At 43.1% G+C, this 23,233-nt stretch carries 19 protein-coding genes and 1 pseudogene; 12 read left to right on the top strand and 8 right to left on the bottom strand.

The window, feature by feature from the left end:
• Positions 1 to 85 precede the first annotated feature (85 nt).
• Positions 86 to 1,120 carry an SDR family oxidoreductase gene (locus DXN04_RS12285; RefSeq protein WP_116853658.1) on the top strand — a complete coding sequence of 345 codons (1,035 nt, stop codon included), beginning with the start codon at positions 86 to 88 and terminating at the stop codon, positions 1,118 to 1,120.
• On the opposite strand, the gene DXN04_RS12280 is transcribed toward DXN04_RS12285, so the two are convergent.
• The gene (locus DXN04_RS12280) at positions 1,100 to 1,492 is read right to left on the bottom strand and encodes a winged helix-turn-helix transcriptional regulator (RefSeq protein ID WP_116853657.1); all 393 of its coding nucleotides are present in this window, start codon (positions 1,490 to 1,492) and stop codon (positions 1,100 to 1,102) included. The two genes, DXN04_RS12285 and DXN04_RS12280, sit on opposite strands and share 21 nt — an antisense overlap.
• Before the next feature lie 104 nt (positions 1,493 to 1,596).
• Between DXN04_RS12280 and DXN04_RS12275 the strand changes: the two genes are divergently transcribed.
• A complete protein-coding gene (locus DXN04_RS12275) occupies positions 1,597 to 2,301 on the top strand; it encodes an NADPH-dependent F420 reductase (protein WP_116853656.1) in 705 nt (234 codons plus the stop codon).
• A gap of 131 nt (positions 2,302 to 2,432) precedes the next feature.
• On the opposite strand, the gene DXN04_RS12270 is transcribed toward DXN04_RS12275, so the two are convergent.
• Complete coding sequence (locus tag DXN04_RS12270) at positions 2,433 to 4,178, bottom strand: T9SS type B sorting domain-containing protein (protein ID WP_116853655.1); 1,746 nt, start codon at positions 4,176 to 4,178, stop codon at positions 2,433 to 2,435.
• 356 nt (positions 4,179 to 4,534) lie between these two features.
• Here DXN04_RS12270 and DXN04_RS12265 point away from each other — a divergent pair, with 356 nt between their 5' ends.
• The gene (locus DXN04_RS12265; RefSeq protein WP_199415032.1) at positions 4,535 to 5,026 is read left to right on the top strand and encodes a CPCC family cysteine-rich protein; all 492 of its coding nucleotides are present in this window, start codon (positions 4,535 to 4,537) and stop codon (positions 5,024 to 5,026) included.
• 169 nt (positions 5,027 to 5,195) lie between these two features.
• On the opposite strand, the gene DXN04_RS12260 is transcribed toward DXN04_RS12265, so the two are convergent.
• Both DXN04_RS12260 and DXN04_RS12255 read right to left on the bottom strand, forming a co-directional pair.
• Positions 5,196 to 6,218, bottom strand: a complete 1,023-nt coding sequence (locus tag DXN04_RS12260; protein WP_116853654.1) for an LLM class flavin-dependent oxidoreductase — start codon at positions 6,216 to 6,218, stop codon at positions 5,196 to 5,198.
• A gap of 235 nt (positions 6,219 to 6,453) precedes the next feature.
• Positions 6,454 to 6,870, bottom strand: a complete 417-nt coding sequence (locus DXN04_RS12255; protein WP_116853653.1) for a hypothetical protein — start codon at positions 6,868 to 6,870, stop codon at positions 6,454 to 6,456.
• Positions 6,871 to 7,014: 144 nt separating this feature from the next.
• Here DXN04_RS12255 and DXN04_RS12250 point away from each other — a divergent pair, with 144 nt between their 5' ends.
• The 5 genes from DXN04_RS12250 (at position 7,015) to DXN04_RS12230 (ending at position 12,933) form a co-directional block, all read left to right on the top strand.
• Positions 7,015 to 7,752: an SDR family oxidoreductase gene (locus DXN04_RS12250; RefSeq protein WP_116853652.1), complete on the top strand. Its 738-nt coding sequence runs from the start codon at positions 7,015 to 7,017 to the stop codon at positions 7,750 to 7,752.
• A gap of 59 nt (positions 7,753 to 7,811) precedes the next feature.
• Positions 7,812 to 8,726 carry a helix-turn-helix domain-containing protein gene (locus DXN04_RS12245; RefSeq protein ID WP_116853651.1) on the top strand — a complete coding sequence of 305 codons (915 nt, stop codon included), beginning with the start codon at positions 7,812 to 7,814 and terminating at the stop codon, positions 8,724 to 8,726.
• 136 nt (positions 8,727 to 8,862) lie between these two features.
• A complete protein-coding gene (locus DXN04_RS12240; RefSeq protein ID WP_199415031.1) occupies positions 8,863 to 9,075 on the top strand; it encodes an alpha/beta fold hydrolase in 213 nt (70 codons plus the stop codon).
• A gap of 193 nt (positions 9,076 to 9,268) precedes the next feature.
• On the top strand, positions 9,269 to 11,734 hold the full coding sequence (locus DXN04_RS12235) for a glutaminase family protein (RefSeq protein WP_116853650.1): 2,466 nt from the start codon (positions 9,269 to 9,271) through the stop codon (positions 11,732 to 11,734).
• Between the two features lie 80 nt (positions 11,735 to 11,814).
• A complete protein-coding gene (locus tag DXN04_RS12230) occupies positions 11,815 to 12,933 on the top strand; it encodes an acyltransferase family protein (protein WP_116853649.1) in 1,119 nt (372 codons plus the stop codon).
• 74 nt (positions 12,934 to 13,007) lie between these two features.
• On the opposite strand, the gene DXN04_RS12225 is transcribed toward DXN04_RS12230, so the two are convergent.
• On the bottom strand, positions 13,008 to 14,141 hold the full coding sequence (locus DXN04_RS12225) for a DUF4185 domain-containing protein (RefSeq protein WP_116853648.1): 1,134 nt from the start codon (positions 14,139 to 14,141) through the stop codon (positions 13,008 to 13,010).
• Positions 14,142 to 14,167: 26 nt separating this feature from the next.
• Positions 14,168 to 15,589, bottom strand: coding sequence for a serine hydrolase domain-containing protein (locus DXN04_RS12220; RefSeq protein ID WP_116853647.1), 1,422 nt, complete (start codon positions 15,587 to 15,589; stop codon positions 14,168 to 14,170).
• A 662-nt stretch (positions 15,590 to 16,251) separates the two neighbouring features.
• On the opposite strand from DXN04_RS12220, the pseudogene DXN04_RS35770 reads away from it, so the two are divergent.
• The 4 genes and pseudogenes from DXN04_RS35770 to DXN04_RS35190 all read left to right on the top strand — a co-directional run.
• Positions 16,252 to 16,509 (top strand): annotated as a pseudogene (locus DXN04_RS35770) (DUF3307 domain-containing protein); the annotation flags it as partial.
• Positions 16,510 to 16,818: 309 nt separating this feature from the next.
• A complete protein-coding gene (locus DXN04_RS12210; RefSeq protein WP_116854301.1) occupies positions 16,819 to 17,127 on the top strand; it encodes an RNA recognition motif domain-containing protein in 309 nt (102 codons plus the stop codon).
• A 524-nt stretch (positions 17,128 to 17,651) separates the two neighbouring features.
• A complete protein-coding gene (locus DXN04_RS12205) occupies positions 17,652 to 18,899 on the top strand; it encodes a hypothetical protein (RefSeq protein ID WP_116853645.1) in 1,248 nt (415 codons plus the stop codon).
• 182 nt (positions 18,900 to 19,081) lie between these two features.
• Positions 19,082 to 19,612 carry a hypothetical protein gene (locus DXN04_RS35190; protein ID WP_199415030.1) on the top strand — a complete coding sequence of 177 codons (531 nt, stop codon included), beginning with the start codon at positions 19,082 to 19,084 and terminating at the stop codon, positions 19,610 to 19,612.
• Here DXN04_RS35190 and DXN04_RS12195 read toward each other — a convergent pair.
• Positions 19,593 to 22,151, bottom strand: coding sequence for a T9SS type A sorting domain-containing protein (locus DXN04_RS12195; protein WP_147319912.1), 2,559 nt, complete (start codon positions 22,149 to 22,151; stop codon positions 19,593 to 19,595). The genes DXN04_RS35190 and DXN04_RS12195 overlap by 20 nt on opposite strands.
• 11 nt (positions 22,152 to 22,162) lie before the next feature.
• Positions 22,163 to 22,834, bottom strand: coding sequence for a hypothetical protein (locus DXN04_RS12190; protein ID WP_147319911.1), 672 nt, complete (start codon positions 22,832 to 22,834; stop codon positions 22,163 to 22,165).
• Between the last annotated feature and the right edge of the window lie 399 nt (positions 22,835 to 23,233).

The raw sequence follows: 23,233 nt of genomic DNA, 5'->3' as shown, positions 1-23,233 counted from the left end.
TCTTTTAAACAAACCAGAATTACGACTTTTCAGCAAAGTGACTAACCTGTTTTATCTCGAATTTTGATTGATCAAATACATAACGATGTATACAGACAAAACAGTATTAGTAACAGGTGGTGCGGGATTTATCGCCGTTCATTGCATCCTTCAATTATTAAATGCAGGCTATCGCGTAAGGGCTACGCTTCGTTCTCTGAGCCGGGAACCGGAAGTAAGGGCAATGCTGAAAGAAGGTGGGGTAGAAGCGGGTGATCGTTTATCCTTTATCCGGACGGACTTATCTTCAGACACTAATTGGAATGAAGCGGTTAAAGATTGTATCTATGTAATCCACGTAGCTTCACCCACTCCAATTGTCAATTATAAACATGAGGATGAAATGATCATCCCGGCCAGAGAAGGGGTACTAAGAGTTTTGCGTGCATCCAGGGATGCGGGTGTAAAGCGTGTGGTGCTGACCTCAGCTATTGGTGCAGTGGTATGTGGTCATCCTGCCCAAACAGCACCTTTTGACGAAACGTTCTGGACTAACACTTCCGGGAAAGCCCCCGCTTATCAAAAATCCAAAACCCTGGCAGAAAGAGCTGCCTGGGAATTCATCGAAAAAGAAGGCAAGGGCCTGGAACTCTCAGCAATAAATCCTGTCGGCGTACTGGGTCCCGTGCTCGGCGCTGATTACTCACATTCCATTCACATCATCAAAAATCTCCTCACAGCCAAAATCCCTGGTACACCAAAGCTCAATTCCGGCTTTGTAGATGTGCGGGATGTAGCCGATCTGCACCTGCGTGCTATGATACATCCTGCTGCAAAAGGAGAACGTTTCATTGCCACCGCAGGAGAAAGTATCTGGTTAGTAGAAGTAGCAAAGATTCTCAAAGATAACCTTGGACAATCAGCGAAAAAGGTGCCTGTAAAAGAGATCCCTTCGCTCTTGCTTCGAATCGCGGCATTCAAAGATCCGAAACTGAAATCAGTCATCCCCTTCCTGGGTACAGTGATAAACGTAACCAGTGCAAAGGCTATCCACACCCTCGGCTGGGCCCCACGCTCCACCAAAGAAGCCGTGCTGGCTACAGCAGAGAGCCTGATTCGCTTACGCCTGCTTGATCAGTGATTTCCTGGATTCAACTATGTCAAGACTATGTTTACACGCCCAGTCCACTAAAGCCCTAACAGGTGTTACAAGCCCGCGGCCTAAATCAGTCAGCGTATATTCTACCTTAGGAGGCACTACCGGGTATACCTTTCTATGGATCAGCCCATCTGCCTCCAGGGCCTTCAGGGTATTTGAAAGCACTTTCTGCGAAATGCCGTCTATCATGTTGTCAAACTCATGAAAACGAACCGTACCATGCTCGTCCAATAAAAGCAATACAATCATAGACCATTTCTCACCGATCCTTTCAAGCACAATACGGATAGATCGCTCGGATTTGTTATAACACTTTGCTAAATCTGTAATTGTGAATATCTTTTCTGTGTTCATAAGTGCTTTATTTTCAGTTAAACTAACCTGCCGGTAAGTGACTGATCTCCGGTTCAGTTCTTGTTAGAGGGTCATCCACCCGCTAATTTGCAGTAAAAATACAAATGAAAATAGGAATCATTGGATCCGGGAATATCGGAGGTATTCTCGCCAGAAAATTAAGAACACTCAATTACCCTGTGTTGCTGACAAACTCACGCGGGCCGCAGTCCTTAACTGCATTTGCGGAGGAAACAGGCGTATTACCTACTCCGCTGACTGAGTTAGTAGAACAAAGTGACCTGATCATTGTCACCATTCCTCAAAAAAGCATTCCTTTACTGCCTGCGGGGCTGTTTAAGGACTTAAAAGACAAAATTGTAATTGATACCTGCAATTACTATCCGGACTTAAGGGATGGACGTTTAAATGGGTTTTCTGAATATACAGTAGATAGTGAATGGGTGCAGGAGCAACTTGCTCATCCTGTAATAAAAGTGTTCAATAGTATTATGGCCCAAAGTCTGCAGGATAAAGGATTGCCCAATGGAGATCCCGGTCGTATCGGTTTACCGGTAGCAGGTGATGATCCACATGCAAAAAAAGTGGTCATGCAGTTAGTCGATGAACTAGGTTTTGACCCTGTAGATGCCGGGCCTGTCAAAGATTCATGGAAACAGCATCCTGGTTCACCTATCTATTGTGCCGACCTCCCGGCAACGGAGATTACGCGGATTCTGTCAGCGCTAACCATCGCTGACAGGCCCCGCTTAAATAAAGATCGGATCATTCGCGAAGAAGCCGCCATCGAAAAATATGGTCATTTATAATAATTGATTCCAGATCGATAAAACAGGAAAGGGACAATCATGCTGTTTGTGATAAGTCCCTTCCTTTTAATTCTCAACATGTACAAGGTTTTTGCAGCAATCACCTTTTGATCCGACCTGGTTTTTTAAATCTATTTGATAATAACCAGTTTACCTTTATAAACTTTCTTCCTCCCTTTCTCATTTACCTCAAGTATATAACTATACAAACCAGGACCGGCACCACGCCCATCCCAGCTATTATCATAGTTTTCCGACCTGTATACCAGTACACCTCCACGGAGCAGGTTGAAAATGGAAAGTCTCGATCCCGGGTAATTTTCCAGTCCCCGGATCACGAATAAATCATTCCTTCCGTCACCATTCGGTGTAAATACATTAGGTATACAAATTTTAGTATGAGTAGGATCATTATCCTCGATAGCAATAAGGACCACACTATCCGCACCCATAGGGTAACCATCTATCTGCAGGTTGATATATTCAGTAGACTCTGCCTGGTTATCATCTATAATGTTGATGGGAATGGTTGCGCTGTGCTGTCCCGCAGGAATGATCAATGGAGAAATAGTGTAATCAACACCCTCAGTCGCAGTAGTACCCGCCGCAAGGATATGATAATTCAACTGCAGATCTGTGGCTGATACGAGACTATCCGGATAAGATAATGTAAAACCTGCAGCCGGGCCGCCTTCTTTACCATTTGTCTTAGCTGAGATAGTAATCGACCTGTTATCGTAATCATCATCATAAAGCGGCACGCTGGCAGGGAAATTATTATACACAGTAATAGAGTCACCTGATGGTGTACTTGCACTTACGAGGATAGGATGAATAGATTCATCACCTTCAATGATGTTGTCGTCGATAGGATGGATAGGAACACTTACATAGCTGCCTACCCAAGGTACTATTGGAATCACCACACTATCCAACGGCAGGTAATCCACACCTTCAACTGCAGTTCCTTCCATTCTAATTTTAACAGTAATAGAATCCTCTACGGGATACGTACCGGCAGGTAAGGCTTCCACGTAAATGGAGCCGTCTAATTTGGGATTATTTTCCCTGGGGCTACCTACATAATGAATGTAAATATTGGCAGCCCTTAAAGGTTCAAGGGTGTCGTTATTATCATATATGTAAATGGGACCATAGGGGAGGGGATCGTAACGAAATTCAAAGTCGCCACTGACGATACTGGTAATTTCGTAGTATACCATTTCAGTATCTTCCCGGATTTTGTCGTCAAGGACATTGATATCGGCAACTACGCTATGTTGGCCGGAATCAATTCTTAAACTGGGATCATCAAGGTCACCATAACCTACCGTTGACTTATTGGTCATATTAGCACCAATCCAGATAGTTTTTCCTGCTATGTAGTCGCTGGACAGGCTGGCCGTGATAGTGGCATTCGGGCCGCCTTCTTTGCCGTTTGTTGAGCCGGTGAAACTTATAGATGCACTCTGATCGTCATCATAGATCCGGAGGGTAGTGGGTTCAGGGTCAAAATCAACAGTAGCTGACGAGGAGCTGCTGGCGCTTTGAATGATGAGGACGACGGCAGCATAGTCTTCTACGATTCTGTTTTGAACAGGAATGACAGGGAATGTAAAGCTGCCATTGCCTGCGTTGACGGGGATGCTGATCGTTTGTGGAAAGGCCTGGTAGTGTACACCAGGTACGGCGGTGCCGGTGGTTGAAAAATTCACGGTGATGGTATCGGTGCCGGTAGCTGTGCCGCTTACCGTGATAGTAAAACTGCCACCTGCAAGGCTTTCATTGGTGTTTGCATGGTTAGTGATGGCAACGTGATAGTCAGCGGCAGATACAGATGTGGCACCGACTACTAGCATAAGTAGTAATGGATTCATAATTGGGGATTTGGGTATATGAAAGAATTGCTTACAGTACGATATGGTTGCGTGCGAATTGTGCCTGTCTGATGAGGGGTAAGTTACAATATTAATAGGTGTTATGATAATGTTGGAGTCAAATAAACGGATGATTTTTTAGTGATTTAATTATTTGCCGTATAAGCTTATTATTAGATGTCTTCATATGCAATAATAATTCGGATCGAAAAAGGGCAAGGCTTATAAACGTTTCATTGTGAGATATGGTTTTTTCTTTTGTAAGTGTATGTAAATGTAAGTGAGTTTTAATATCACCAAAACCTAAAAAACAATAACTAATTAGTACATTTCATGTATCAAACAATTATCAGCGGATGACCGAAACCGAAATGCTTACTGCTTTTCATCTCCGAAGGGCGCATTACGATACCTACCTTCAGGCCAATGACCTTCAGCTATATACCTGCCCCGGCTGCGGCTTTCCTACCCTTACAGGCAGGAATGAATTCGATATCTGCGATCTCTGCAATTGGGAAGATGATGGTCAGGATGATAACGCAAACAGCATCCAGGATGTATTACAGGAACAGGGAATTTCCCTCGCCGGTCCGAATGGCCGCTTATCCCTGAAAGAAAACAGGATCAATATCGGTCGCATGCTGGAAAGCTACATGGAGTTGATAGATGGAGAGGTTGATTTTGATACAGCAAGGGTGCTGAAGACCATCGAATATTATCAGCAACGTAGAAGTGATATAAGAGATAGGATGACCGGAGATGAACTTCCCCAGGATCATATCTGGATAGAATGGAAGGAAGTTAGTAAAGATCTGCTGGCGGCACTTGTCGTACCTAAACTTCATTGACACCCTCATGAAAGAGGAAATTCACCAAAGGGGATGAAAACTATTTTCAGAAAAAAAGAGATGCTATCAACAGTAAATTGAATGCATAAGAATTACATTAACGCACATTCTCTACATTAACTACCGGTTTTGATCCCGGAATTTACTTTTTATAGCACCTCTTTTAAAATTATCTCCAGCCTAATCCTGGTGCCACATGCTCCAGAATAGACGACAGTACGTGTATATTGTATTCCACTCCCAGGGTATTAGGAATCGTCAAAAGCAGCGTATCTGCTTCCTGTATAGCCTCATCCTTCGCCAACTCCTTAATGAGCTGATCCGGCTCCCCTGCATAGCTTCTTCCAAAAATCGCACGTTTACCTTTTTCAATATTACCAATCTGGTCGGCTCCTTTCGTATCCTGACCAAAATAATACCTATCCTGGTCATTCATCAGGGCAAAGATGGACCGGCTCACAGAAACCCTTGGCACCCGCTGATGCCCTGCCTTCTTCCATGCCTCTTTATATAACCTGATCTGTTCCGCCTGTTGAACATGGAATGGCTTGCCGCTTTCATCCATTTTCAGGGTAGAACTCTGCAAATGCATACCGTTTTCCGCTGCCCATACAGCCGTGGCATTAGAAGCTGCGCCCCACCAGATGCGATCCCGCAATCCCTCGGAATGAGGTTCCAGTCTCAATAATCCTGGCGGATTAGGGAACATTGGGAACGGGTTAGGTTGTGCAAATCCTACCCCCTTGAGCTGATCCAGGAATTGCAGGGCTTTTTTACGCCCCATATCCGCATCCGTTTCTCCCTCATCAGGTGCATACCCAAAATAACGCCATCCATCTATTACCTGTTCTGGCGAACCCCTGCTGATTCCCAGTTGTAATCGCCCGCCCGAAATCAAATCGGCCGCTCCGGCATCTTCCACCATATAAAGGGGATTTTCATAACGCATGTCAATCACACCTGTTCCTATCTCAATTTTACTGGTTTTAGCACCAATGGCGGCCAGTAATGGAAATGGAGAGGCTAATTGAGCTGCAAAATGATGTACCCGAAAATATGCACCATCTAAGCCGATTTCTTCGGCAGCAACAGCCAGATCAATTGATTGAAGCAATGTGTCACTTGCCGTACGTGTCTTATAGGCTGGATGATTGGACCAATGTCCGAATGATAAAAATCCTATTTTCTTCATACGCCTGCAAAGATAGATATTATATTATTGTCCGGGTAGGGGAGGTGATTTTCACAAGCGGGAATAGCTTGCTATAACCGGTATAAGCAAATCGTCTCTTTTAACTTAGCACCCTGGCAAGGCTCACGAAATCCCCCTCAACACACCTGCTATCTCCCCTCAACACACCTGCAATCTCCCCTCAACACACCTGCAATCCCCCCTCAACACACCTGCAATCCCCACTTTCATTCAATCACCTGAGCACCGCCCACGCAATCACCGCAGCAGCTATCAGCAGTATGATCACCCACGTATAATTTATTTTCGGCTTAGCCTGCTCCTGGTATAAACTATCTATCCCCGTATTTCTACGACCAGCATACTGATCCAGTCGCTCCACATACTCCTTACTCTCAGCAAGACTTGCACCCGAATGATCTCTATACACCTTAATTGCCTCAATCTTATTGCCCTGTAATAACAACACACGTAGCTGATCATCGATATTCCCTGTAAAAGCAACCTTAGGCTGATCCAACTGATCAACATAATCCTTTGCCTCTTTCAGTGAGCAATTTGTCGCCCGCTTCACCAATGCTACTGCATGCACTTTTTTGTTTTGAGATAACAGGATTTCCACCTCTTGTAATATATCTGAAGGAATAATCATACAGTTAAGTTAAAGAAAAGATCCAAATCTGAAGGCCCTACCCCAATAATGTTTAGCATTCCCCCAAATCTGTTAAGTATCCCAAATCTGTGCATACGACCTTTGTTACATAAAGCGAATAACTCCAGACAATAAATTGATAATATGAAAAAAGTATTGATCACCGGTGCCAATAAAAGCATCGGCTTTGAAACAGCTCGCCAGTTATTACAACAAGGTTATTTTGTATTCCTCGGCTGTCGCGACCTGGCAAAAGGAAACCATGCTGTCGAAGAACTGAAGCATGAAGGCCTGAGCAATGTAGCAGCCGTCGAAATCGATGTAACCAGTGCTGATTCAGTAGCCGCTGCCCGCATAGAAATTGGTAAAAAGACAAACGTATTGGATGTGCTGATCAACAATGCCGGTATGAGCGGCGGTTTGCCACAAACAGCCCTGGGCGCTACTATGGATCAGTTCAAAACCGTGTATGATACCAATGTCTTTGGCGTAGTAAGAGTTACACAGGCTTTCATCGACCTCATGAAAAATGCTCCCGAACCGCGTATAGTAATTGTAAGTTCCAGCCAGGGCTCACTTACCCTGGCCAATGACCCAGGCAGTCAGTATTACCACTTCAAAGGTGCTGTATATCAGTCCTCAAAAGCAGCACTGAACATGTACACTACTGTACTGGCTTACGAATTACGCGATTCCGCCTTTAAAGTAAATGCGGTAGACCCCGGCTTTACCAAAACTGATTTCAACAATCATCGTGGCACAGGCACCGTTGAAGTAGCCGGCAATCGTATTGTAAAATATGCAGTACTGGGACAGGATGGTCCAACAGGCCTCTTTATAAGTGAAGAGCTTAATCCGGAGACAGGCATCATACCCTGGTAATTCATTTCCTTGCCGGGCATCTTCGGATGATCCCGGCATTTTAATCGTATCTTTCATAGATGGGAAAGTCTAATCAACCCGCTAAAATAAATTCAATTGCAGACGTTCATCGCCTATTCAGTCTGCCGAACCCGCAACACCCCTTGATCAGTCTGATCAATAATGTTGAGGGGCAACTGAATCTGCATCAATTACCTGATCCACATGTACTGCATTTCTATAAGATCTCCTACAAGAGCAAACTAAGTGGAAAAATGGGATATGGTCAGGGCTATTATGATTTTGACGAGGGAGGCCTGATGTTCGCTGCTCCTAACCAGGTCTTAAGTATGCCTGAAGATCCACAGGACCATGCTGGCTATACCTTATTGATCCATCCGGATTTTTTGCTCGGATTCCCGCTGTCAAGGAAGATCAAACAATACGGCTTCTTTTCTTACCAGGTAGCCGAGGCACTCTTTCTGTCAGACAAGGAAAGAGAAGTGATATTGTCCTTATTCAAAATAATGGAAGAAGAGTTGACAAGTCGCATTGACGATTTCAGCCAGACCGTCGTTATCGCCCAGATCGAATTGCTGCTCAGTTATGCAGAGCGTTTTTACAAACGGCAATTCATTACCAGGAAAGCTGTAAATAGTGAATTACTCGCCCGGCTGGAACAGATGATGGATGAATATTTCAATAGTGGCACAAGTATGGAAAATGGTATTCCCAGTGTGCAGTACTTTGCAGATCGTTTGAATTTATCGGCTAGTTATTTAAGTGATATGTTACGTTCATTGACAGGGCAGAATGCACAGCAACTCATACATCATAAGCTCATAGAAAAGGCGAAAGAGATGCTTTCAACATCGGAACTGTCAGTGGCGGAGGTTGCATTTCAATTGGGATTTGAGTATCCGCAGTCATTTAGTCGTTTGTTCAAAACCAAGACGGATTTTTCGCCGCTGGCGTTCCGGCGGAAATTCAATTAATATAAACACCATTCCTATTCTTAATTGAGCCTCCTTTGCCATATGCCTCCCTCAGTAAGGGAAACGTACCGGGAAGGATGAGCAGATTCGGCAACTCATCACGCAATTCAACGCCTTACATGATAATTACGATGATATGAATTTCACTGCACAAAGTCTATCCACTATCAAAGCCCGTACGCTCATCGTTCATGGCGACCGGGATAACTTTTTCCCGGTTGAAATTCCTGTGGATATGTACCGCGCCATCCCGGATTCAGCCTCGTGGATTATTCCCGGCGGTGATCATGTGCCAATTTATGATCGGAATGTACCTTTCACAGCCACAGCTCCGCGATTTCTCAAATAATATTATCAAAACAAATTTCCCCCTTCTTCCCTCCATTTCCACTAAAATAAAATCACTCCAGCCCAAAAATCCCAAAAACATTCAAAATTGACCTGAATTATTATAATCTTGGGGCGAAAATCATAAACTAAAAAATTCCGGTTATCTAATTTTAACCCGCTAAAATTCCAAACGATAATTACAAAAATCAAAAATGATTAAATTCAACAGGTTAAAAGGTCTCAGTGTACTAGCGTGCTTATTTTCCACCTGCCAGGTTCAGGCACAAAACAGAATAGCACCCTCATATCCACTCATCACTCACAATCCCAACTTTAGCATCTGGTCCAATACAGACGAATTAAACAATTCAACGACGACACACTGGACCGGAGCCGATCATTCCCTTCTTGGAATGATCAGTGTAGATGGAAAAGTCTATCGTTTTTTGGGAAAAGAGGAAACAAGATATAAAACCATCCTGGCTGCAGCCGATGAGCTTCCTTATAATGTAAATTATACCGAAACCCAGCCCGATGCCAACTGGTCCTCTCAAAATTACAAAGCCAGCAACTGGAAATCAGGCCCTGCACCATTTGGCGACGATGAGAAAAATGTAAAAACCTTATGGAAATCAGACAATATCTGGGTACGCAGAATTTTTACAATTAAAAACCCGGCCAGCATCAACGACTTATTACTAAAGCTCAACCACGACGACAATGTCGAAGTATTTTTAAATGGCAATAAGATTTATGAAGCTACCGGCTGGACCAATAATTTCAAATACCTGCCAGTAGATAAAAGTCTGCTGAAAACCGGAACCAATACAATTGCCATTCACCTGGCAAACACTGCCGGCGGCCGTTTCCTGGATTTCGGTTTAGTCGACAAACTAAAGGACGCTTCCGGCGAAACACAGCTCGCAAAGCAAACAAAAGTAGATATCACCGCTACACAAACCTCTTATGAGTTCACTGCCGGTGGTATCGATCTGCAACTCAAATTTACTTCACCACTCCTGCTGAATGACCTGAAGGTCCTGTCCCGGCCGGTATCCTACATTTCCTACGCCGTAAAAGCAAACGATGGTAAACAACACGCGGTGAAAGTTTTCTTAGGTGCCTCCTCAGACATTGCAGTGTACCAGCCTACTCAACCTGTCACTGCCCAACATTATGAAAAGGGCAACCTCTCTATATTAAAAGCAGGTACTGTAGAACAACCCGTACTCCAAAAAGGTGCGGATGATATGCGGATTGACTGGGGATACTTCTACGTAGCTGCGCAAAAGAATACCGGTGCCACCCAATTCATTACCAAAGGAGCGGATGCCGTAGATGCCTTTAAAAAAGGCCTCAATGTATCCTCTCCTGCAAAAGGGAAATCACTGTCTCTGAATACCGTGATCCCTTTCGGTACTGTAGGCAGCAATACGGTAGAACGCTTTGTAGAACTGGGATATGATGAAATCTATGCTATTCAGTACTTCAACACTAATTTAAGACCCTGGTGGAACGCTAATGGAAGCGAAACAATTGAAGGCCAGCTGACCAGTGCTGCCAATGAATACAGCACTATCATGCAAAGGTGCGCTGACCTGGACAAGGAAATCTATGCTACTGCATTAAAATCAGGCGGTGCAGAATACGCGCATATTTGTGTCCTGGCTTATCGCCAGAGCATTGCTGCACATACCCTGGTCAAAAGCCCTAATGGTGAAATCCTGTGGCTCTCAAAAGAAAACAACAGCGGTGGTTTCATCAACACTGTTGACGTAACCTATCCTTCAGCACCACTGTATCTGCTTTACAACCCTGAACTGATGCAGGGTATGTTAACCGGTATCTTCTACTTCAGTGAAAGCGGGAAATATCCTCACCCATGGGCCGCACATGACCTGGGTACATATCCTAAAGCAAATGGTCAGACCTACGGCGAACCGATGCCTGTAGAGGAATCAGGTAATATGATCATCTTATGTGCCGCTATTACCAGGGCACAGGGTAATACTGATTATGCTAAGAAACACTGGCAAACCCTGACTACCTGGGTCGATTACCTGACCAAAGAAGGTCTTGATCCAAAGACGCAATTGTGTACTGATGATTTTGCCGGACACCTGGCGCGCAATGCCAATTTATCCGTTAAAGCGATCGTTGGTATTGGTTGCTATGCCCAGATGGCCGAACAATTAGGTGATCATGAAACCGCTAAGAAATACCGTGCTATTGCAGAAAGCATGGTGCCTAAATGGATGGAAATGGCTGATGCAGGTGATCATTATGCACTTACATTCGATAATAAAAATACCTGGAGCCAGAAGTATAACCTGGTTTGGGACAAGGTATTAGACCTTCACCTCTTCCCACAAAAGGTATATGACACGGAAACAAAATACTACCTCACTAAGATCAATAAATTTGGTATACCACTGGATAGCCGTAAATCTTATACCAAGAATGACTGGATTGTGTGGACAGCATCCTTTGCTCCTGAGAAATCCCAGTTTGAAGCATTGATCCATCCGCTGTATATACACGCATTGGAAACACCTTCCCGTGTGCCGCTCAATGATTTTTACGATTCAGAAACCGGTATTCGTGAGAACTTCAAAGGCAGAAGCGTTGTCGGCGGTTTCTACATGAAAGTCCTGGAAGATAAATTGCATAGTAAATAAGGATATTAAACACAGGTCTATACAGCAACTGTCAATTGCACAATTGATAGTTGCTGTATTTCATTTTACAAGCGAACTGAATGAACAACAACGCTCTTCCTACGAAGCCTCACTACCAGATTTTAGATGGATTACGTGGAGTAGCGGCGCTAATAGTCGTATGGTTCCACCTCTGCGAGCCACATGCCAGCAGCCACCTTACCCAATATATCAATCATGGTTACCTTGCAGTAGATTTTTTCTTCCTGCTCTCCGGCTATGTCATAGGTTACGCTTATGATGACAGGTGGAATAAACTCAGCTTCGGCTCTTTTTTAATACGGCGTATTGAACGTTTGCAACCACTTGTTATCCTCGGTATGACATTGGGTGCACTGGGTTTCTATTGGACTGAATCAGCAATATGGCCACTCATTCATACCGTGCCGGTCTGGAAAATGCTGCTTGTTATGATCATAGGTTATACCATATTGCCAGTTCCCTTGTCCATGGATATCCGTGGCTGGCAGGAGATGCATCCCCTGAATAGTGTAGGATGGTCTTTATTCTTTGAATACATTGGGAATATCCTGTACGCAATAGGTATCAGAAGATTGTCAAATAAAGCATTAGCGGTATTGGTGGCCTTATCGGCAGCAGCCCTGGTGTATTTCGCAGTCACCAATTCAAATGGTGACGTGACCGGCGGCTGGACACTAACCCTTGAGCAGGTAAAGGTCGGTATGACCCGCATGATGTATCCATTCTTTGCAGGATTATTATTATCCCGCCTCGGGAAAAAGATCCATGTTAAAAATGCTTTCCGCTGGTGCTCTTTATTATTAGTGATCATTTTGTTTATGCCACGTATCGGTGGCGCTGATCATCTGTGGATGAATGGTCTGTATGAATCAATCAGTATCATCATTATTTTCCCAATAATAGTGTTAATGGGTGCTGGCGGACAAGTGAACAGCAGCAGCGGGCAGAAGGTCTGTAAGCTCCTGGGCGACATTTCCTATCCCCTCTACATGACCCATTATACCCTGGTTTATTTTTATGTAGGTTGGGTTAGCAACCATCCCGGAATAACACTCGCGCAATCCTGGCCATATGCCTTAAGTACCTTTATCGCGGCTATTATAGTAGCATATGCCAGCTTAAAACTCTTTGACGAACCGGTACGCGCCTGGCTGCGCAAAAAAATGAAAGCCTTTTGAACACAAAAACGCCTTCAGATCTTTTAATCTGAAGGCGTTCTGGTTACGAAAAATCCTATAATCTTATTAACCCATCATAGGTTAAGGAGTGCAAATGGCACCCTCACCGCTCTTGGCCGATAAATATCCGGATCAAACTTATTATTATTACATGGTGCTACACAAGGTTGATAAGTGTTAATACAATAAGTAAACAAGAACTCATTATTAGCATTGAATTCCGGATGAATGCAGGGGGTATAAAAGAATGGTGTATGGCCCTGCAACCTGTCCGGAATATTATAAATAACATTCGTAGCAATAGCATCCCAGCCGCTGGTTGGACTACTGCTGGCAGCTCCGTAAATAGCCGTTCCACCATCGCATTGCATGTTAAAATTAGTTGAGATCATTACATACTTTGTATTCACATAGCTGACGCTGATTCCGCCTGACGGAGCCGTGGTTATCACAGCAGCCGCTGCTGCGGAATTCCCCCAGGTAGAACCGTTCCAGAACGTCCAGTTACCAACACTATTCTGCGGGAACCGTGCTACATACACATCACATTGCCCAATAGTATTCGGCCTTAATTTACCACCCCAGATATACACATATCCATCCAGGTTCTTCACCATCCCTTTTGTAAAGTCAATGCCATTCAAATCAGGTATTGCGGTATAGGAGACAGTATTATCAGACTCATTCAAGCCTGCCATAATCTCATTGACCAGTTGCCCTGTGGAACTACTCATTTCCAGGCAAACGGTGTACACTGTATTACCGATTTCCACACCGGCAGAAGGCCAGTAATAATTACCTGGGGTAATAGACTGGAACAGGTCAGGGTTGCCATAAAGCAACAGGTTGCTTGTCTGCGCCGGATCCCAGCTATGGTTGGCGGGTTGTAACAATACGGTATTATGCTTGTTGAAAATACAGGGGACGGTGCCGTCTGCATTCATGTCATCATAAAAAGTGTCGTTAAAGAGCCATACGACTTTCCCATTGGACAGCGGTACAGACAGCGCGCCGTCAAAAGCAATAGAGCCGGTAGTCCGCCGGAAGAACGCGGTGGCATTAGCGTCCTGGTATGCCGCAGTGGCAGCATTTGAGATGGCGACACTGACTTTTTCAGTCTGTAGGGTAGAGGAAGATGTTTTAGTACATGCATGGAATAGCGGTAATGCTATTATTGCGGCAATACAAATTGGTAAGTGGGTTTTCATAATGTGGAATTTTATAGGTTAAACAATTATGTTTTTTCAAAACACACGTTTCTTACTTTTGGACTGCTAAATTTCAATTGAAGTACTTTTCCGTCAGCATTTTTTTCAAATACTACTTTGATCCTGGAATTTTCTATTTTAAATTCCTGGTCAGAAACAGGTTGCAGCGTAAAGATATCTCCTTTAATCCGCTTTATTTTTATGGTGGTTCCAGTCAATACTATTTCCAATGAACTTTCCACTTCAGAAGATCTGTAATTGCCCTCATACACCTGGAGTGCCTCCTTGTTCAGGACAATATTCTTCGCAGGCATTTCGGAACCGGAGGATTTGCCTTTTGAAATAACAGCCACCTTATTTTCTTTAGCAGGAGTTTTTTCACCCAGGAGCAGGCTTCTCAGTGCATCCAGACCATCGTCTTTTCCATCAAATTCCGAGGTGTTTGCCAGCCATGCAATTCCCAGATCAAGTTCAGGATAGTACTCTAATATGGATCGGTATGCCGCTGTTGCGCCGTCATGGACGATGGCGTTAAATCCTTTAATATTGACCAGGCGAAGTCCGGCAGCATAATTATTGGGTTGTCCATTATTCAACGGAATAGTGTCGAGCTGCTCTTTTAAAAAGCCTGGCCCGTCAAGATTAGCATGAGTATAATAATCGTTCCACTTTAGGAGATCTTCAGCGGTGGTCAGCAAGCCGCCATTACCATATACATTTTCGTAGGGCATATCAGTAAAGTACAAATCTCCTTCCTTCGAATATGCAATAGCCCTGCCAGGAACCACACGGCGGATATCGTTTCTCCATTGGGTGGAATTCATCTGTAGAGGGCGAAATATTTTCAGGCTGGTGAACTCAGCGAGGGATTGACCACTTACTCTTTGCACGATGATTGCCAACAGTACATAATTGGTATTGCTATAAAGAAATTCTTCGCCTGGGTTATGATTAAGTGATTTCTGCCTGATGATGATGCGTAGCACATCTTCATTCGAATAGATTTTAGTTCCCCGGGGCCAGTCAGAAAACGCCATCAGGCTTCCCCAATCTTTTAGTCCGCTCGTATGATGAATCATGTCTTTCAACGTTATTATTTTCCCATAGTCTGGTAGTTCAGGCAGGTACTTCCGGACATCGTCATTAAGGGAGAGTTTTCCTGCTGATTGTAAGAGCAATATGGCGGCGGCGGTGAACTGTTTTGACACTGATCCTGCTTCTATGATGCTGGATGTAGAGAGTGGTGTGGAGTGCTCCAGGTCGGAAAGGCCCCATGCCCTGGAATAGATTATTTTACCGTGACGGCTAATGGCTAGTTGACAGCCGGGATGCCCGGGTTGGTAACGGCTGAAAATTTCCCCGATTAGCTTCGTTGTATCCTGCCAATTCTGGGCCAACGAATGGATGGAGAAGATAAAAACAAAAGCCAGGGTAAGAGAGGTCTTCATAAGCTAAATCTTCCGGTTATATGTTTGGTTTCGGCGTTTATTACATGTTGGATTCTCTTATTACTTCAAAAAATACGTTAATTATTTTTTAAAGTAAAGCATACGGGAGGATTTTTGGAAGCTGCGAATGAGAGTTTGTTAAAAGGCGGGCTTCCGGCTGTTTTATAAATGGCATCAGCATTGAAAATGTCGCCACGGTATCTAAATTATACATTAAAGCTGGGGGCGGGAAAAAAAGGACTCATTATTATAGCTCATGAAAAACCTTCAGTTACGATGAAAATTGAACATAAAGGCTGATAGTTGCTTGTGCTATTTTCCAGGTGATAACTCAATTACTTGATTGAAATTCAATGTCTTATTACATTTTAAATCGTTTGACGAGATTTGTTATGTAGTAATTTTACATGCACTTATATATTCATCCGAAATTATCTCAGATTCTAAATAAGCATACTTATCGGTAATAAAAGCGATAATTTAAATTATCGCTTTTATTACCGATAAAATCAAAATAGGCTCAGAAAAGAGCACATTATGACGAAATATTGGATTTAGTCTCATTTTATGAGAAATGCATCATAGAAAAAATCAGTTGATATGATTCTGCTACTTCAATTCTTTTTAGCCCATATTCTTGGTGACTTTTTTTTCAAACCAGCAAATGGGTGGCCAATAAAGAGTTAAAGAAATGGCGCTCTCATTATTTATATATTCACGTATGCATCCACTTTATACTTATTCTATTAGTTACGTGGAACCTTGGTTTGTGGAGAGTAGCCTTAGTGATTAGCTTTTTACATCTACTTATTGATGCGATAAAATTGCAATATCAACGGCCTTCTACCCAAAGAGCATGGTTTTTTAGATCAAATCGCGCATTTAGTCGTTTTTATTTTGCGTATGGCCTTTCCATGTAAAAGTATCGTGGAGCTATATGGCAATAGCTAGCCCTAAAGCACTTTTTATTAGCACCGCTATTCTATTCATATTAAAACAGGCATCCCTCACAGGCATTCGGTAGAGCTGATCTGTTAGTACTAATACTGCATCCTTATTAGAGAAATTTATAATAATCTAATATCATTATAAATTAATCCCGTATTACCCAATTTATTGCTCTAACTTTAGCACGGTTGCATTTGGCCCCATCTGAATTGTTTTGGGTTTCTTTTTCTTCCTAAGTCGATGGTTTTTAGCATTATGTGTGTTTAATTAAAATTATAATTGTGAATATTTTTGTAGGTAATTTAAGTGACAGAACAACTGAAGATGAAATATGGTCTTTATTTGACCCATATGGAGTTGTATATAGTATAAATGTTGCTTATGATAAGTATAGTGGCCGTTCTAAGGGCTTTGCATTCGTTGAAATGCCAGACGATTCCAATGCAGGGCAGGCAATCCAGGAATTGAATAATTCAGTTGTTGCTGGCCAGACAATAGTAGTGTATGAGGCTCGTCCCAAACCTGAAAGACCAGAAAATAATCGTTTCTCCAGATCCGGCCCAAGACCAGGATTTAGACCCAGATACTAATAATTGGATGTTTTAAAAACGTCGATTACCTTTATCTGTTAAGGGAGCAGAAGAGCAAAGCCGCAAAATACGTTAAGTATTTTGAAGCTTTGCTTTTACTGTTCTATGTACCAAATAGTAGCAACCCAGGCTGAACTTCCCACTTAATTTTCTGATTATACCCTCAATAAACCTCCAGGGTGGGATATAGTAACTGGAACTGTCAGCAATTGCGTTCGGCCTATGAGGTGATGATGAGATTTTATTTTCTGCAACCATTATTTTTGCTTTATGACTCCGTTATCATCAACCTAACTGTTACTCCAAAAAGCAAAACTGAAGTGATCAGCAAAAAAGTACAGCTAAGATCCGGTCATATAGACAAACGTTCCTATAAAAAATGGACTATTGGTAACGATGACACCAGTCACTGCGTACGGTGATTTCTATCAGGCAGCGAATGCATTCCTGAAGCATGACAGATTACCAGAAAATAAGTACTTTAAACTGGTTTTCTAATTGTAAAAGATAACCCGCAAAATAAGATGAGCACTTCCCTGAGTTCCGTTATACAGCAATATAAAGCAGACAAAGAGTCTGTTTATAATACCTGGTTTGTAAATAATGAAGAGCGGTTAAAGGCGTTCCGTTCTATTCGCCGGGGTGTGCAACAGGTAGTGGATGATATTAAATGCGGGCGCTTCCCCAATGATTTTAAAGGCACATCCCTGGAGTTTGTACTAACCTGCATTACGGAACAAAAACAGGTTTTTGAAGGTGCGGCACATCCCTTTTACTGGAAACCCAAACTGCGTATTCCAGATATTTATGAACATGAAGGCAACAAACAGGCCTTCGGGCAATTTCTTGAAAATTGTTTGCATGCAAAATCGGAAGACCAGGTTATTAAAGAAATCATTAAGCTGGATGCGTATAAAATAAAAGGATTAGGACCTGCCGTTGCCAGTATTTTATATTTTCTGCACCCCACTATTATTCCTCCTTTCAATACAGCCATTATCAATGGATTCAATTTTTTGTTCAAAGACAAAAAGAAACTGGGCAGTTGGACTGAATACCTCAAACTAAGGGAGGTGGTGCTGGATGCCAATCTGCAATACCGCCAGGAACTGTCATCGGATTTAGGTGCTATCGCCGGGCTGCTGTTTGAAATTGGTGCACAAAAAATAATACTTGGCACGGATGAATACCTGTCGGAAGCAGAAAGACAGAAACTGGAGAAGGCCATTGAAAAACGCCATAAAGAAGTAAATGAAGAGCGGGCAGAAGAAAACCTTCATACCGAAATGCAATATCATTTATTAAAAATCGGCAGCGCCCTGGGATATGATGTGATAGCTGCCGCTAATGACCGGTCAAAGAGCTGTAACGGTCAAAATTTTTCTTTCATAAGTCTCCAGTCATTCCCTGCTATGAACTGTGAGAAGGACGTGCTGAATACCATCCGGCTCATTGATGTGCTTTGGTTTCAGAAAGGTACCAATAATGTAGTAGCCGCGTTTGAAGTGGAAAAAAGCACCAGTATTTATTCGGGCATATTGAGGTTAACGGATTTAAGCTATACGATTGCTGACGGCGATGAGGTGCTTTATCTGATTGTGCCGGATAGCAGGGAGAAGGATGTGAAGCTGCAACTGTCCAGGCCGGCCATCAAAGGCAGCAACATTCCGATTAAGTATATTCTTTTTTCCGAACTGCGGCAACACTGCGATGCGCTTTGCAGGTTTGGCGACAGCTATCGTATTATGGAGAAAATAGCCAGGGTGGTATAAATAAAAGCGTCATCTGCTATCTGCCGGTCCGGAACCCATGTTAAACAATCCGGAAATTATATAACGGTTCAACGCACTGTTCACAGTAAATTGCAACCAAAGCTTTCGTTATGGAACATCATCCCCATGAACATTCCCAGCATGAAATGAAAAAAGAAACTTCGGCTCATACTCATCATTAAATGCATGATGCAAACCCGCCAATGGGGCACGCCGGCCATGACCATCATGCGATGATGATTGAAGATTTCAGGAAAAGATTTTACGTGGTGCTGGTGTTAACTGTACCCACCATGCTGCTTTCTGAAATGATACAACACTGGCTGGGTATCCATATAAGCTTTCCGGGTTCAAAGTATGTGTTGCTTTTATTGTCGTCCGTTATTTTCTTTTATGGGGGTATGCCTTTTTTGAAGGGCTGGATCAATGAAATGAAAGCGAAGAACCCACGCATGATGACACTGATTGGTTTTCCCATAACTGTTGCTTACATCTACAGTGTGGCCACAGTATTTGGATTAACACTGTTAGGCGTTATTTGGGTCACCCGGACCTTTATTCCTTACTTCCGGGAAAGAGGGAAGGGACTATTTATACATCTCAGTTCTACTATAAGTCTGAATTTTATTCCCGGTAAAATGATCCGGCAGAGGGAGAGTTGTGCGGGTTATCGCCCCGCACAACTTAAATTTATCAGTTTTTCATCAGCTTAAAGGAGGATTCAGTATTACCTGTCCGCAGTTTAAGCAGATAAAGTCCTTTCCCATTATTATCGAGGTCAATAGAGATAACACCGGAGACGTTATTATAACTACGGTTATAGATCAGCTGTCCGGTGGAATTATAGATCGATATCAATGCCGAAGGCACATTTTCATTACCCAGGTTGAGGTATACTTTATCGTTAAACGGATTGGGGTAAGGTAATCTGTTTTTACCAATCACGATACTTTTAGTAATGGTTCCCTGGCATTCTTTATCCGTCATGACCACAATCGTGTTTACACCATCTTTCAACTTCAGGGACAATTTGTTTTCCGTAGTTGTAATGGTGGAATCATTCAGGAGAATATGATAGACGGCGGCACCGGTCAGCTGAATGTCCAGCTCAAGTCCTGACGGGTTCATTGCAATATAGGCTGACAATGGTGCAGGTTCAGTAATAATCACTGTATAGATCTGTTTATAATCCGGCTGACCATCTACGGATATCTCCAACTGGTAGGTGCCGGCAGGAAAACTGGTAATGTTCAGACTATCGGTAAAATGATACACAGAGCCTCCGTCGGAGATCAGTACTGCCGTATAGTTTCCGGGCTGATCTGCTTTTACTATCACAGACCCAATGCCCCCCTTGCAGTAAGCGCTTTGTACTGCCACTTTAAAATAATCTGCCGGTAAATAGAAGGAATAAGTAAATCCTGCCAGAGAAGCGGTGGTTTCAGGGGTGGTCACTGATACAGCACCACTGGCACCTTCGCCTACGACTGCCCTGATCACAGAGTCAGATAAAACCTGGAAGAATCCTGCCGGTTTGTGGCCGAAGCTAACAGCGGTGGCACCTGTAAAAGCCACGCCTTTAATAATAACGGTCATGCCTGTTCTGGCTGTATCAGGGAAGAACGAATTGATCTTGGGCAATTGGATACCAAAAGGAATGTTATACCTGTACAGGTTACCCTGAAGCGCCAGGTAAAACTCACCATTCACAAAATATACCTGGCCATGCGTACCAGAAACTGCCTTTCCAGTATTAACACTATCAGTATAGTATCTGGTATCGCCGGTGTAATAGAGCACACGGCTTCTGTCTCCCAGGCGTTCTATATTCCCGTTAGCTGTGAGCTGACTTACTTTCTGGATCTTTTTCTTATCAGGATAACGCAGGTATACTTGTTTCTGATTCTTGCCATCCATAATGGCGTATAGTATATATTGATCTTTCAATTGATAAAAGACAAATGGATATTCGCTATCAGTATTTACACCAAACTTCAGATCGTTGGTACCTTCCTTAATATGTATTTCTCCCTGGTGATTATATGCGATCGTATTGCCGTCTACCATCGAATAGAAGTTAGATCCGGTGGTGGTAATCTGACTATTCGTGCCACTTTCTACATCATAGGTGAACACTTCTGATGTGCCGGCAGACAGTGCACTGTATGAAATCTTTTTGCCGTCTGGCTGCAGATAGCCATCTATAATATTCCCGGTCCCTACTGTTGTAGTAGACAAAGAGGATAGGTTCGTCACGCCTAATCTGGCGTTAGAACCACCGTTCTGTTGCCATAACAGGGTATTCCCACTACTTAGCATACCAAAGGTACCCTGGAATGGAGTCGTATTTGTTGGCGCGGAAATGTCGGTGTAACTTGTCTCATTCCAATAGTAGAGATGATCCCGGAAAGGTGGGGAAGGTAGCCCCAAAGTGTATACGACAATTGCTGCGCCTGTATCACAAAGTATTGCCTGGGTAATCATGGTATTTGATGCCGTATCCGGGAGCATCACGCTTGTCGAGGAGTCCTGTATATTAATAATGCTATATACGGGCTTGATATCAGTGCCTGTGCGCACCAGCACCCGATGATCCCTGAAATCCACAATCCTGCCAGCTGTGGAAAATACAGGCATCAGGAAAGGACTGTTCTCGCGGTACACCATCACCTTCGCATTTGAGGTTTGGCCGGCGCTATCGATGGCCTGTACGATCAGGTTATTATCGGTATAGAGGACGCCTGGAGCGGGATCTATTAAAGTATCAATATTATTGACGAACGAAAAGGAATAACTACCAAAGCTCACCTTGCCGGCACAATTCGCGCTGCCAGGATCACTCACATGTGCTTTTACATGGAGCAGGTCCGAAAAAACAGTATTAGGGGATGGTGCATCAATTGTGACGAGGGGCAGCCTGTCATAAATAAATTGTTGTGTATCCTTTGCAACGTCTACGAGCTGTTTTCTGACGGTGATAATTACCTGCTGAGGCCCCTGTGTAAGACCTGTGAGATCAATGTATCCCTGGTAGCCAAAATAAATACTGCTGTATGAGAGTTGGGTGATGCGATCTCCCACAGCTGCCCATACTGTATCTATCGGTACGGTGGAATTGACGAAAGCAACAACTTCCATATTTTCCGACGCGACTCCATTTGCAGCGGGCTTATAGATCGATACAGAGGTCTGCGCATTTGCTTTGATGATGGCAAGCAAACATATAAAGAGGAGTATTGTAAAGTTTTTCACATAATAGGAGTTTATTGTACAAAAAATTGGAATTGATCAGACATAGAGGTATTGCCTTTAGCGTCATGTGTTACAATCTTCCAATAGTAAGTTGTATTTGCTACTATGGCCAGTCCGTTGAGGTACATATTGGTAACATTACTTTGCAATAAAGGAGGAGTGAGTGTTGTACCAAAATAGACATCATAACTACTGATGTCATTATCCGGGTCGTTACCTGTCCAGGTGAGGTCTACAGTTCCGGCATCCACTTTTGCACCGAATAGGGGTGCTGTTAATGCTGCGGGGTAAGGTGCATATGTGATTGCTCCTGGTCCTTCCATATAGAATTTCCACACATCGCTTTTGGTGGTTACAGGTGTCTCACTTGATTTTGATACTACATACCATGAGTAGGGCTGTCCTCTGCGAAGGAGTACAGCTGCCATGTTACTGTTGACTATTATAGATGTAGAGTCCCGCGAGATGAGATTTTTATAATGCAGCTCGTAATTGCTGGTATTTAGAGAGTTCTCCCACGTGAAGATCAGGGTGGTGGTGGAATCAGATTGCAGTATTCCGTTTGTACAGATCTTATCCTGTTCTGGAAATGTTAGTATGGCTCTTCCTGGAGCAGGCCCATTATGGTCTTTGGAGCAACCGAAGGCAGTTAACATACATAATAATGCGAATTTGCGTGTCATTGTCATTTAGGGATTAATCGTTTTTCATAATATTTACATGATACCTGTAAGTGCTGAATGCGGCAGTACTTATTTAAGAGACGACCCTGAAAGATTCACATGCATCAACTATTGAGTATTAAAATGGGGTAGGGGTCGTTTATTAAAGGTAGGGTTTAAAAATAGGATTCAGCCCAATGCTGTTATATATATTAAATATTCATTTGTTGGGAGTGGGGGAGTGGTGAGGGACGGTGGTTGGGCGATTGTGTTTCTTTTTTGGGGTAAAGAATGGATGAATTTAGTTTGATGGATGTGGACGTGTGAAAAATTGAATTTTATAATGATTTAAAACCTGACGGAAAAATTTGATCTGAAATTTCCAAAATGCAAAATCGATGGAAATAATTGAAATCTCTA

The sequence above is a fragment of the Chitinophaga silvisoli genome, assembly GCF_003412465.1.
In the GTDB taxonomy this organism is placed as follows: Bacteria; Bacteroidota; Bacteroidia; order Chitinophagales; family Chitinophagaceae; genus Chitinophaga; species Chitinophaga silvisoli.
The sequence above is the reverse complement of the archived record's forward strand: the minus strand, read 5'-3'. Positions and strand labels throughout refer to the sequence as shown.

Coding starts and splice junctions, on each gene's coding strand:
- DXN04_RS12255 (WP_116853653.1), bottom strand. CDS start 6,870: ATGATTATTCCTTCAGATATATTACAAGAGGTGGAAATCCTGTTATCT.
- DXN04_RS12260 (WP_116853654.1), bottom strand. CDS start 6,218: ATGAAGAAAATAGGATTTTTATCATTCGGACATTGGTCCAATCATCCA.
- DXN04_RS12240 (WP_199415031.1), top strand. CDS start 8,863: ATGAATTTCACTGCACAAAGTCTATCCACTATCAAAGCCCGTACGCTC.
- DXN04_RS12245 (WP_116853651.1), top strand. CDS start 7,812: ATGGGAAAGTCTAATCAACCCGCTAAAATAAATTCAATTGCAGACGTT.
- DXN04_RS12235 (WP_116853650.1), top strand. CDS start 9,269: ATGATTAAATTCAACAGGTTAAAAGGTCTCAGTGTACTAGCGTGCTTA.
- DXN04_RS12280 (WP_116853657.1), bottom strand. CDS start 1,492: ATGAACACAGAAAAGATATTCACAATTACAGATTTAGCAAAGTGTTAT.
- DXN04_RS12230 (WP_116853649.1), top strand. CDS start 11,815: ATGAACAACAACGCTCTTCCTACGAAGCCTCACTACCAGATTTTAGAT.
- DXN04_RS12205 (WP_116853645.1), top strand. CDS start 17,652: ATGAGCACTTCCCTGAGTTCCGTTATACAGCAATATAAAGCAGACAAA.
- DXN04_RS12250 (WP_116853652.1), top strand. CDS start 7,015: ATGAAAAAAGTATTGATCACCGGTGCCAATAAAAGCATCGGCTTTGAA.
- DXN04_RS12275 (WP_116853656.1), top strand. CDS start 1,597: ATGAAAATAGGAATCATTGGATCCGGGAATATCGGAGGTATTCTCGCC.
- DXN04_RS12265 (WP_199415032.1), top strand. CDS start 4,535: ATGACCGAAACCGAAATGCTTACTGCTTTTCATCTCCGAAGGGCGCAT.
- DXN04_RS12270 (WP_116853655.1), bottom strand. CDS start 4,178: ATGAATCCATTACTACTTATGCTAGTAGTCGGTGCCACATCTGTATCT.
- DXN04_RS35190 (WP_199415030.1), top strand. CDS start 19,082: ATGCATGATGCAAACCCGCCAATGGGGCACGCCGGCCATGACCATCAT.
- DXN04_RS12190 (WP_147319911.1), bottom strand. CDS start 22,834: ATGACACGCAAATTCGCATTATTATGTATGTTAACTGCCTTCGGTTGC.
- DXN04_RS12220 (WP_116853647.1), bottom strand. CDS start 15,589: ATGAAGACCTCTCTTACCCTGGCTTTTGTTTTTATCTTCTCCATCCAT.
- DXN04_RS12225 (WP_116853648.1), bottom strand. CDS start 14,141: ATGAAAACCCACTTACCAATTTGTATTGCCGCAATAATAGCATTACCG.
- DXN04_RS12285 (WP_116853658.1), top strand. CDS start 86: ATGTATACAGACAAAACAGTATTAGTAACAGGTGGTGCGGGATTTATC.